This window comes from Halanaerobiales bacterium (assembly GCA_035270125.1).
Taxonomy (GTDB): domain Bacteria; phylum Bacillota; class Halanaerobiia; order Halanaerobiales; family DATFIM01; genus DATFIM01.
In genome coordinates this window covers 23,856-35,013 of the sequence record DATFIM010000076.1, presented here as the reverse complement: position 1 = coordinate 35,013, position 11,158 = coordinate 23,856, and the positions used below count along the sequence as shown (strand labels likewise).

General features: G+C 28.9%; 9 protein-coding genes and 1 tRNA gene. All 10 read right to left on the bottom strand.

What is annotated here, in order from left to right; all coding sequences use genetic code 11:
- On the bottom strand, nucleotides 1–689 hold a 689-nt coding region (locus VJ881_04265; protein ID HKL75263.1), incomplete at its 3' end, for a hypothetical protein.
- A 205-nt stretch (nucleotides 690–894) separates the two neighbouring features.
- Entirely contained in the window at nucleotides 895–2,136 is a 1,242-nt protein-coding gene (locus VJ881_04260; protein HKL75262.1) for a YeeE/YedE family protein, read from the bottom strand.
- Nucleotides 2,137–2,451: 315 nt separating this feature from the next.
- Nucleotides 2,452–2,604, bottom strand: a complete 153-nt coding sequence (locus tag VJ881_04255) for a hypothetical protein (protein ID HKL75261.1) — start codon at nucleotides 2,602–2,604, stop codon at nucleotides 2,452–2,454.
- Nucleotides 2,579–2,794 (bottom strand): M20/M25/M40 family metallo-hydrolase, encoded by a 216-nt coding sequence (locus VJ881_04250; GenBank protein ID HKL75260.1) that lies wholly within the window; start codon nucleotides 2,792–2,794, stop codon nucleotides 2,579–2,581. Before VJ881_04250 ends, VJ881_04255 begins: the two co-directional genes overlap by 26 nt.
- 87 nt (nucleotides 2,795–2,881) lie before the next feature.
- Nucleotides 2,882–3,037 carry a hypothetical protein gene (locus VJ881_04245; protein HKL75259.1) on the bottom strand — a complete coding sequence of 52 codons (156 nt, stop codon included), beginning with the start codon at nucleotides 3,035–3,037 and terminating at the stop codon, nucleotides 2,882–2,884.
- A gap of 347 nt (nucleotides 3,038–3,384) precedes the next feature.
- Nucleotides 3,385–3,472: transfer RNA gene (locus tag VJ881_04240), tRNA-Ser, on the bottom strand.
- A 78-nt stretch (nucleotides 3,473–3,550) separates the two neighbouring features.
- Entirely contained in the window at nucleotides 3,551–5,947 is a 2,397-nt protein-coding gene (nrdJ, locus tag VJ881_04235) for a ribonucleoside-triphosphate reductase, adenosylcobalamin-dependent (protein ID HKL75258.1), read from the bottom strand.
- Between the two features lie 206 nt (nucleotides 5,948–6,153).
- Nucleotides 6,154–7,533 (bottom strand): sigma-54 dependent transcriptional regulator, encoded by a 1,380-nt coding sequence (locus VJ881_04230; GenBank protein HKL75257.1) that lies wholly within the window; start codon nucleotides 7,531–7,533, stop codon nucleotides 6,154–6,156.
- On the bottom strand, nucleotides 7,514–9,574 hold the full coding sequence (locus VJ881_04225) for a transporter substrate-binding domain-containing protein (GenBank protein ID HKL75256.1): 2,061 nt from the start codon (nucleotides 9,572–9,574) through the stop codon (nucleotides 7,514–7,516). The genes VJ881_04230 and VJ881_04225 overlap by 20 nt, the downstream gene beginning before the upstream one ends.
- Before the next feature lie 121 nt (nucleotides 9,575–9,695).
- On the bottom strand, nucleotides 9,696–11,072 hold the full coding sequence (locus VJ881_04220) for a sodium:alanine symporter family protein (GenBank protein HKL75255.1): 1,377 nt from the start codon (nucleotides 11,070–11,072) through the stop codon (nucleotides 9,696–9,698).
- Nucleotides 11,073–11,158: the final 86 nt, after the last annotated feature.

Sequence of the window (11,158 nt, the reverse complement as noted above, 5' to 3'; positions counted from 1 at the left end):
CAATTACTTCTTATTTCTATTTGTCCGGGTATAATACTTTCCAAATTATTATTATCAAAATCAGTTTGTGAAATTTCATAAAAATCTGTGTTTATAAACATTTTAATCCAGGGCTCTACTTTAAATTCAACTGGTATTTCTGTTTCTACAAATTCTCCTTTTTGGTTTTTTTGGGTAATTATTAATTCATTTTGATATCTTCCAGGTGGATCCTCTGGTTTTATTAAAATATTGATTTGTAACAAAACCTTTAATTTATTATTATGTTTAATTAAATTATCTCTAATGGGAATTTCAATATTTTTATTTTTTAATAAATGTTCTTTTTTGGCTGTTATAATACTTAAACTATCAGAATTAATTTTCCTGCCATTAGATTCAACAAAAAATTTATTATTTAATCTTAAAAAAATTTTTTCTGTATTTTCATCAATTAAAGGTAAAGCTAAAGTGATCATTTCTATTTGATTTTGACCATTAGCTTTTATTGAATGAAAATTTAATACTCCTGGATTTTGAGCAGATAGTGATAAGGAAAAAAATAAAATAAATATGATAATGAAAAAAATAAAACTACCTAAGATTTTTATTCTCTTAATCACTATATCACCCCTTATTACTCCTTCTCCAAAATATATATGTTCTCTTTCTATAAAAAGTATACCATTAATTTTACTTTTATCGGTCACCTATAAGTCATCTTTAGCTTTGATACTAATTTACTTTCAGTCTTATTTCAGTCATTTATACTTTATGTGTAATTAATATTAGAAATAATTTAAATTCATAATTATTAACATCATAAATATTTTAATAATATTTCAAAAAAGACATAGAAAAAGGGACCAATTTTTATATTGGCCCCTTTTAATAGACTTATTCTTTTTGATTTTGTTATTTATTATTTCTGTCAGGTACTATATTTAATTTCCCTTCAAAATACATTAAAGAAACAATCCCTCCTAAAGAAAGAGCAATTAAGAAAAACCAGCCATGTAGAGAAAAACTACTGATTGCTGCATATAAAGCTCCAATATTACATCCTTTTGCAAACCTTGCTCCAAAACCCATTAATAATCCTCCTAAAGCATAAATCGATACATCATAAAAATTAAAATCATAATCAAATTTGAATTTACTTGCTAATAACATTGCAATAGCAGAACCAAAAATAATTCCAACATTTCTTAAAGTTCCAGCATGATACAATAAACCATTATTTACTGTTTCTGCGATTCCAGAATAAATAGAACTATTAGTAAAGTTGATACCTAAATTTTGTAAGATTCCTATACCCCAATAAGTATATGCCCCTGTAACTCCCCAATCTGTACCAGTGGTGTTCATTGTAAAAATAAACATTATGGCAATTAATAAACCACCTGTTATATAATTCCATCTTTCCACAAAAAATTTATGATAGGTTTCATAACTAAAGAGGCTGAATCCTTTTGATTCATCTAGTGATTTCTGATCAGGACTATATTCAATTTCATGATAACTTCCTTCTTTTTTTCTCATAGCCTCATATTTTTTAACTATTACATACAAAATCAATAAAAATAAAAAGGAAAGTAAAACTGCCCCTAAATATCCTATTTTTTCTGGTAAATAAACAGTTGTTGAAAAGTCAGCTAAAGCAGATTGATCAAAGATGACTCTTGCACCACGACCAAAAACCGCTCCAATAGCAAAGAAAAATAATGCAATAAATGATCTTACAGCACCTTCTCCCGCATCAGTTAAAGAACCTGATGCACAACCACCGGCCATTATCATTCCCATACCAAAGATAAAGCCGCCGGTAATAACTGCTAAATTAAGAGGTTTAACTGCATTACTACCTGGTGCAGGATGGGCTCCTCCTTTTATTGCAACTTCCGCAACTGAAGCACCATCTAATACCATTGTTCCCCAGTGGACACCTGCTGTTGCAATTATAGTAACTGCAAAAGTAAATAATAACGCTTTTGCAAGACTTGAGTTTCCGGTCATATATGGTTCTTTAACTCCCCCGGCAAAACCAAATCTTGCTCTAGTTAGAATATAACCAAATAATAAACCAGCAACTAAATACATAGATAGCATAACATCAGTATTCGCTAAATATGAACCTAATAATACTAATAAAACCATTCCAATAACAGCAATAAAAAATTGTTTTTTTTGCTAAAATTATTTTTTGCTTTTTTCGTCGCTATTTCCACTTTTTGCCTCCTGAAATTAATATTTAGATATTTATTTCACAATATTTTGTGACATAAGTTTATAATGAATAATAAATAGATTCAAATAAATGTTATCTATACTATATAAATAATATTTATACGCATATTTTTATATATATACTGAGTATGCATAAAAAATGCCCTGAAGTTTTAAATACTCCAGGGCATTACTATTAAAAAGCTTAAGATAAAAATATAATTTAAATATTTTTTTAAGTAAATTTTATATTTCTTTGTGACAGAACCACCAATCATAACAATCATATTCTTTTTCTCTTTTTTTAGCTGTTTCTTCATCAGAAGCAGGTTCAATAATTCCTTTATCTCCAACTAATTCATTTTCTGGCCAATTAGCAGGGATAATGGATATTTGCATGAGCCTGATCAATATTACCCGGTCCTAAAATAATACTTTTAGCAGGAGTATGATTACTTATGATTCCAGCATCACTCCATCCTGGAAAAGCTACTGTTTCCTTTTTTTTAGAAGTTACTTTTTCAACTGCAGATATGGTTTCTTTTACAAAATTATCATTTTTGTTAAGACTGTGAGGAGCATTTATCATAGAAGCAGTTAATTCTCTTAATGGTCAAACTTCATAATCTCCCCCATGAAAAAATCCAACATTAATTGTCGGATAACCAATTAATATCTAACTTTTTTTCTCTATTTTTTCTTGTAATTCTTTTCTAACAATATTGCAAAACTCAGATGCAGCATAAATTGAATTCTCTTTAATAAAAGGTTTAAATGGATAATAATCCATATTAAAACCAGGTATTGTATCAATATGTCCATTAAACATCAATTCAATTTCATCATATTTACCTTCAATTTTAAAAATTACTTGATGTAGCCAAAGAATATGATGAATAGATCCATAATTTTATAGTTATCACTTTGTATTTAGGAATGCGTCGAAATGAAAGTCTAGGATTAAGTTGGAATGACATTGATTTTGAAAATATGATTATTAACATTAGACACTTATTCACATGTTATCCCATCAATACAGCAAAATTCTATTAATAAATTAAAAAAGGTAGAAGAAGTTTTTAACTAAATAAAGATAAAAGTTCGGGGAAAGTTCGGGGGTTTACATAAAATGCAAAAAACGCCACTTCTCTCGAAGTGACGTTATTACTGTCATATTAATGGCGGAGGGACGGGGACTCGAACCCCGACACCTTTCGGCTTCACCGGATTTCAAGTCCGGCTCCTTAGCCAATTCGGACATCCCTCCGTTTTTTGCGTCCGATATAAATTTTACTATATATAACTCTAGATGTCAAGCTTTAACTATGATTTTTTAGTTATTTTTTTATCTTACTGGACAAACTCCAGTATCACAAGCTTCATCTTCAATTTCTCTTTCTATTCTCTCAGATTCATATTTAGATACTAAAGTAGGGTTAAATCTATTCATTTCTTCAACACGTTTATTATATTCCTCTTCACTAATTTCCTCATAAGGCATTAAATCATAAAAACTATCAGTATGAGAAATAAAGGTAATGCCTACTACTGTATCCCAATTATTCCATAACCATTCTTCAACATCATCCCACTCATCATCACGAACATGAACAGTTATAGATGCATTATGATCTACATAATTTTCCATGAACATTTTATAAGTCTCCAACTGTTCAATTGCAGATACATCACCTTTTGTTTTACCTTCAGGTGCTTTTACAGGAAATTCAATCACTAATGTTTCTGGGTCTTCTGGATCATGACCTACTTCTGGATGAATCGGATAATCGAGCTCTTCACATACTCTTGCCAATGGATCAGAAGCAGAGATTCTAACTCTTCTAATATAATAAGAACTGTGAGAATAATGAAGACCACTTGAAACTGTAGGCATCTGAGTTTGAGTACCTTCAGGTTTTATGGTAGTTACTAATTTAGGTTCAGAATCTCCTATTTCATTTGCAATTTCTTCAGCAGCATTATGAGCTACTTCTCTTAATTCTTTTAATAACTGTGCTTCTTCTTCTTTAGTTAAACTAAGAGCATTTTTCATATCCTGCCAGCCAGTAAGAGAAGTACCAATTAATCTGTCTCTTTTATTTATATGATCCCATTCAGGAAGTTCAAACTCAATTAATGACATTCTATACCCTGCTCTGGCTGATAATTTTTGAGCTTGAAATAAACCTTCTGTATCTAGATTATTATCATCATCAACAAAAGAAAATACATTTACAGAAGTTAAATTACAAACCCCTTTTGAATCTAAAAGAACTTCACCACAGGGGTTAACTCCCTTAAAGTTCTCTCTTCTTCGTTTTGCTTCTTCAGTATTAATAAATCCTGGTTCTCCACTAAATCGCATCTGCTTAACATGCCATTCTAATTGTTCTTTAACAGGTTTATCTTCATAGAAAATACTGTTATTACTCATTTGTCTGTGTGATATTTCAGGGTTTATCTGCCATTCTCCATCTTTTTGAATATATAGGTCATTTTTAGCTTTAGCAATTTCCTGATCATCTTCACTAAATAGACAAATCTGAGAAGAACGTCTTACTCCACCTGAGACAACATTTTCAGCAATAATATTAGCAATATCCATGGCATCTATAGGTTTTAGCTTTACTCTATTGGTACTATCTTTTTCTCTATCAGGTTTTTCTTTTAATAATTTATCAATTTTAGTAAACATTCTTTTTAAGCTTTGATGACCGGAAGCTGTTCCACCGAATGTTTTTATTTTTTCACCTTTAGGTCTTACTGAATCATAATTGAAAATTATTTTACTTATATCACGATAATCATGTTCTACTAAAAATTTAAAATAGTATTCAACAGATTGTACCCAACCCTCTTTACTATCACCTACATTCATAGTTACTACATTATCTTCAAAATCAAAGTTAGTATATTCTCTTCTTTCTTCTTTAGGTACAGGCTCATAATATTTATGAATTATCTCAACATCTTTTCTTATTTTTGGAAGTTTTTCTACATCACGAGGAAGTACACGAAATCCTACCCCACTTCCAATCATTAATAGATAAAAGATATCTTCATATGCTTTAAATTCATCAATTACAGTAAAACTACAATTATAATTAGACATCCCATATTTTTTACTTGATTCTGTAGAAGCAGTCCAGAGTGTTCTCCCTGCTAAAAAGTTTCTTAAATTATATACATTATCATATAAAAGTTCAGCTTCTTTTCTAGTAGTAGGGGCAAGAGAGGCATTATATTCTACTGCTCTTTTTACTGTCTCCCACCAGTATTCTCTTCTTTGCTCTTCCTCTAACCAGCGAGAATATGTACGATAATATATAAATTCACCTAATTCTGTAGGAAAAGGATTAGGTTGATGTTTATATTTGCTTAAAAAATCATTGGTTAATAATTTCTTTTCTTCTTCTTCCTTTTTTCTTTTAGGTCTTGATTGATTTCTTTTGCTTCTATATAAAATATAAGCTTTTGCTGTTGCGACATAAGCAGATTTCATTAACTTTTCCTCTACTAAATCCTGTATTTCTTCAACTTTGGGTACTTCAGCTTTTTTATAAAAATTTTCAACCAGACTTTTTTCAACCTCTTTTGTCACTTCTTTGGCATTTTTTCTTGTGGCTTCTTCTCCTGATTCAACCATTGCTCTATAAATCGCATCTTCTATTTTTTGACGACTATACTCTACTTCTCTCTCATCACGTTTTATTACTGTCCAATTCTTTTGAACTTTATTCAAAATAAAACCCCCTCGCATTTATTCAAAAATAAATCTTACCCACTCTTTTGTGGGTGTATTTTCTTTTTCTATAACTGAACCGGTTTTTCCTTCCTTTAAAGTTAATTTTCTATTATAATTTTTTTATTTTTTAAGTGATTCCCTATATAACAGGGAATTTAAAATTTATTTTTAGATAATAGTAAAAACTAACTAAATGAATATTATTAATTATTTTTTAAATTATATTCTTTTATTTTATTACTCAAATGTCTTCTGCTGATTTTAAGCTTTTTAGCAGTTTGAGTTATATTATTATCATTTTTTTCTAATGACTTTTTTATAAATTTCGCTTCAAATTTTTTTCTTGCTTTTTTAAGAGAATAATTACCGTTTTTTAAATTTAATTCTTGAGTAAAATTTCTTTCATTTTTCTTAACTTCAACTGGTAAAAATTTTTTATCTATCTTACCATCTGTTGAAAGAACTACTAATCTCTCAATAATGTTTTTTAGTTCTCTTATATTACCGGGATAATCATAGTCAATTAATAAATTTTCAAGTCCCTCTCCAAGGTCTCTGATCTTAGTATTAGTTTCCCTGGAAAATTTTTTGAAAAAATAACTTATAAAATCTTTTAAATCCTCTTTTCGTTTTCTAAGTGGCAATATTTCAAATGATATTGTATTAATTCTATAAAACAAATCTTCTCTAAATTTATTATTTTTAACCATTTTCTTTATATTCCTCTTAGATGCACTAATTAAACGAAAATCAATAGGTATTCTTTTATTACTTCCTACAGGAGAAATTTCTCTTTCTTCAAGTACTCTAAGTAATTTGACCTGTAATTCTAATGGAATCTCACCTATTTCATCTAAAAATAAAGTCCCACCATCAGCTTCTTCAATTTTTCCTTTTCTATTTTCTATTGCTCCTGTAAAAGCTCCTTTTACATGACCAAAGAGTTCAGATTCCAAAATATTTTCGGAAAAAGAAGCACAATTTACAGTAACAAAGGGAGTTTTCTCTCGCAAACTCTGTTGGTGAATAAATTTTGCCATAACTTCTTTTCCTACTCCTGATTCTCCTGTTATTAAAATATTGGCTTTACTTGCCGCTGCTCTGCGGGCAATATCTATGACTTCCTCCATCTTTTCATTTTTAGATTTTAACAGATAATCATCATCTTTGATTTGAGTTTTTAATGCTTTATTGCTTTTTAATAATTTATTCATCTTCTCTGCTTTTTCTATTTCTAAAAGAAGAGAAGCTGGATCCGAACTCTTTATAAAATATCCGAATGCTCCAGATTTCATTGCCTTTACAGCACTATCAATACTACCATAACCTGTAACCATAATCACTTCTAAAGTATCACCGAATTTATCTTTTATTTTTTTCAAAACTTCAATACCATTTGTTTCTGGTAATATTAAATCAAGTAAAACTAAATTATATCTTTTGTTTTTTAAGATACCAATTGCTTCTTCTGCTTCAGAAGCTGTATTAACAAAATAACCGTTTTCAGTAAGCAAAGTTTTATATACTTCTCTGTACTTTTTCTCATCATCTATCACAAGAATATTAGTTTTTTGAGATTCCATTTGCTTTCCTCCTCACCTCAACCTCAAGAGTTATTTCAAAAATAGTACCTTTCCCCTTCTCACTTTCAACATTAATTTCTCCATTCATTTTTTCTACTTCAGTATAAACTATATATAAACCAAGTCCGGTACCTTCTCCTGGTGATTTTGTTGTAAAAAATGGATTGAAAATATTCTCTAAGTTTTTATCTTTTATTCCTTTACCATTATCTTTAACAATAATATTAAATTTATCATTTTTTATGCCATAATCTATATTAATTTTACCATCTTTTTGAATTGCATCTACAGCATTAGATATTAAATTAAAGAGAATATATTCAAGTCTATCTTTATTAATATATATTTCTATATCTCTATCTCCATTAATGATCCAATTTATATTATCCATCAAATTTTTATGTAAAGAAAAAATTCTTTTTACATAATTATTAATATTTATCCACTCTTTCTGGTCATTACCACTATGAGAAGTGTTTAATAAATCATCAATTATTCTGCTTATTTTTTCAATCGATTTTTCAATTTCTTTAAAATGTTTTTCCATGTCCTCACTTTTATTATCTATTTTATTTTTTAATAAATAATTATATGTTCTAATTAATCCCAGAGGATTTCTAATTTCATGAGCCATTCCTGCAGCTAATTGGCCAATAGCGGCCATCTTATTAGCATGAAATAACTTTTTTTCATTAAGTAATTCTTTGGTAATATCTCTAAAAACAACTAATATTTTTCTGTTTTTATCCTCACTATTTTTAGTATCTATTTGAATTGGAAGTATCCCCATTTTAAAGACTTTATTTTTAAAATTAATCTCTTTTACTCTTCTTTTTCCATCTAAAAATGATTGTTCTATTTTTTTATCTTTACAATATTTAAGCAAAAGTTTTTCATTATCATAAAGTAAATTATTAGAACATTTTCTAGCAATTAAATCTTCTTTCTTTACTCCCGAAAAATCACAAAATGATTTATTTACATTATCAATAATATAATTTTTATCCAATAAAATCATTAGGTCTTCTACACCATCAAAAATAGTCTGTAGTTTGTTTTTGCTATCCTTTAACTCTTTTGTTCTTTTTTCTATTCTTTTATTTAAAATATAATTCCAAACAAAAAACAATGTAATAATGACAATTAATATTGAAATACTAATAAAAACTATAGAAAGATACCTATTTATTCCCTTTTCCATTATAGAGCCAGATAACCCAAACCATTTTTGTTGTATACCCTCTAATATTCCTTTTCTTCTTAAAGAAAAAATACTTTTGTTTAAAATTGAGACCAGTTTTTCCTCACCTTTAGGAACAGCAAATCTTATATACTTTTCATATAAAGGGGGATTTATAATTTTTAATTCATTATTTAAATTTTTAGTAGAACTAAAATAAGTAACTACAGGTTCATCACCAACAACAGCTTCTACCTTATTATTAACAAGTAATTCTATTGCTTCTTCTATGTTATTTACAAGAAAATAATTAGCTTTTTGACCAATTTTATCTTTTACATAATCTACAGCATAATCTGATTTTTGCATAGCTACTTTTTTACCATCAAGATCATTAATTGTATTTATGGATTGATTAGAGTTTTTTACCAAAATTACTGACCTTAATAAATAAACAGGATCACTAAAAAGATAATCTTCAGCTCTTTTTTCACTATAAAACATATCACATATATCTGTTTTTCCTTCTTCTAATTGTTTTAAAGCTTCTTCCCAAACAAGAGGTTTGAAATCTATCTCAACCCCTAATTCAACTGAAAGACTATTCATATAATCTATTACTCCACCCTTATACTGTTTATCTTCTGGATCCATAAATCTCATAGGAGGTGAATTTCTATCAGAACTATAGATTAATTTTTTATTATTTGCTAAATAATTTTTTTCACTTTTGGTCAATCCCTGCCTATATTGTAAGTATTCTACTAAATTAATTTTATATTTATTTTGTATAAATATATTTGTAATTATAAAAACGATTATTAACAATATAATAAAAGTCCAAATATATCTTTTTTTCAAAATATAGCCACCTCCTCTAATAATATTACCATATTATTAATTTTTTATAAAATAAAAATAGCCTGACAGTATTAACTGTCAGACTAGAAAGTATCTAAAAACTCTTTGATTTTGAGGAGTTCTAACTCGCCATTTTTCTTTCTTCTTCATCTTTTTCATCACTAAAGTATTTTTTAGTTTCATTAAAAACAACCGGACTTAGTGCCAATAAGGCTATTAAATTAGGTATAATCATTAATCCATTCATAGCATCTGCCATAGCCCATACAATTTTTAAATTTCCAACTGCTCCTACAAAAACCATAATAACCCAGAGATATCTATAAGGTTTAATTGCTTTTGAACCTAAAAAATATTCAACAGATTTTTCACCATAATAACTCCAGGTTAAAATTGTAGAAAAAGCAAAAAAGATTAAACCAAAAGCTACAATTAATCCTCCGGGGCCAGGTAAACCTTTATTAAAAGCAATTGTTGTCAGTTCAGCTCCGGTTTCACCAACACTCCAGGCTCCACTCATGATTATTACTAAAGCAGTAAGAGTACAAACAACTATTGTATCTAAAAATCCACCTAGCATACCAACTATTCCCTGGCGTACAGGTTTTTTGGTAGTAGTAGCTGCATGAGCAATAGCCGCACTCCCAAGTCCTGCTTCATTTGAAAACACCCCACGGGAAACACCAAATCTAACTGCCTGAGCTATTGCAGCTCCAGTAAATCCACCAACAGCAGCATGACCATTAAAAGCACTTTTAAATATTAAAGAAAAAGCACCACCTAATTGCCCAAAATTAACTAATATAATCCAAATTGAACCTAAAACATAGATGATTGCCATTGCTGGAACTAATTTTTCTGTAACTTCAGCAATTCTTTCTATTCCACCAATTACAACAATATAAGTTAAAATCATTAATATTAATCCAGTAAGCCAATAAGGCATATTTATTGCCTGTTCAGCTGCTCTAGCAACTGAATTGGATTGTACTGTATTCCCAATTCCAAAAGCAGCAAATGAGGCAAAAAGGGCAAATGCTCCTCCTAACCAATTCCAATTTTCTCCCATTCCATTTTTAATATAATACATTGGACCACCAGCAAATTTACCAGTATCCTTTTTTTCACGATACTTAACAGCCAAAACTGCTTCACTATATTTGGTAGCCATTCCAAATAAAGCTGTAACCCACATCCAGAAAACAGCTCCTGGTCCTCCCATAAATATAGCTGTTCCTACTCCTGCAATATTTCCTGTTCCTACTGTTGCAGCTAGGGAAGTCATTAATGCCTGAAATGGAGTTATATCTCCATCACCTTCCTGTTTGTTTTTATCTCTTCCTTCAAAAAGCATTTTAAATGCATATCCAATTTTTCGGATAGTTATACCTTTTAAACCCAAAGTAAGAAAAACACCAGTACCCACAAGTAAAATCAACATATAGGGACCCCAGACAAAATTACTAATGCTTTTACTAATATTAATTAATAAATCCATTTATGAACCTCCCAATTTTATTTTAAATATGAAATATAATAAAATTTATCTTCAATTTTATATAAATGCAGATACTATTCCATTTC

Coding starts and splice junctions, on each gene's coding strand:
- VJ881_04260 (HKL75262.1), bottom strand. CDS start 2,136: ATGGTTTTATTAGTATTATTAGGTTCATATTTAGCGAATACTGATGTT.
- VJ881_04255 (HKL75261.1), bottom strand. CDS start 2,604: ATGCAAATATCCATTATCCCTGCTAATTGGCCAGAAAATGAATTAGTT.
- VJ881_04250 (HKL75260.1), bottom strand. CDS start 2,794: ATGATAAATGCTCCTCACAGTCTTAACAAAAATGATAATTTTGTAAAA.
- VJ881_04230 (HKL75257.1), bottom strand. CDS start 7,533: ATGGAATCTCAAAAAACTAATATTCTTGTGATAGATGATGAGAAAAAG.
- VJ881_04220 (HKL75255.1), bottom strand. CDS start 11,072: ATGGATTTATTAATTAATATTAGTAAAAGCATTAGTAATTTTGTCTGG.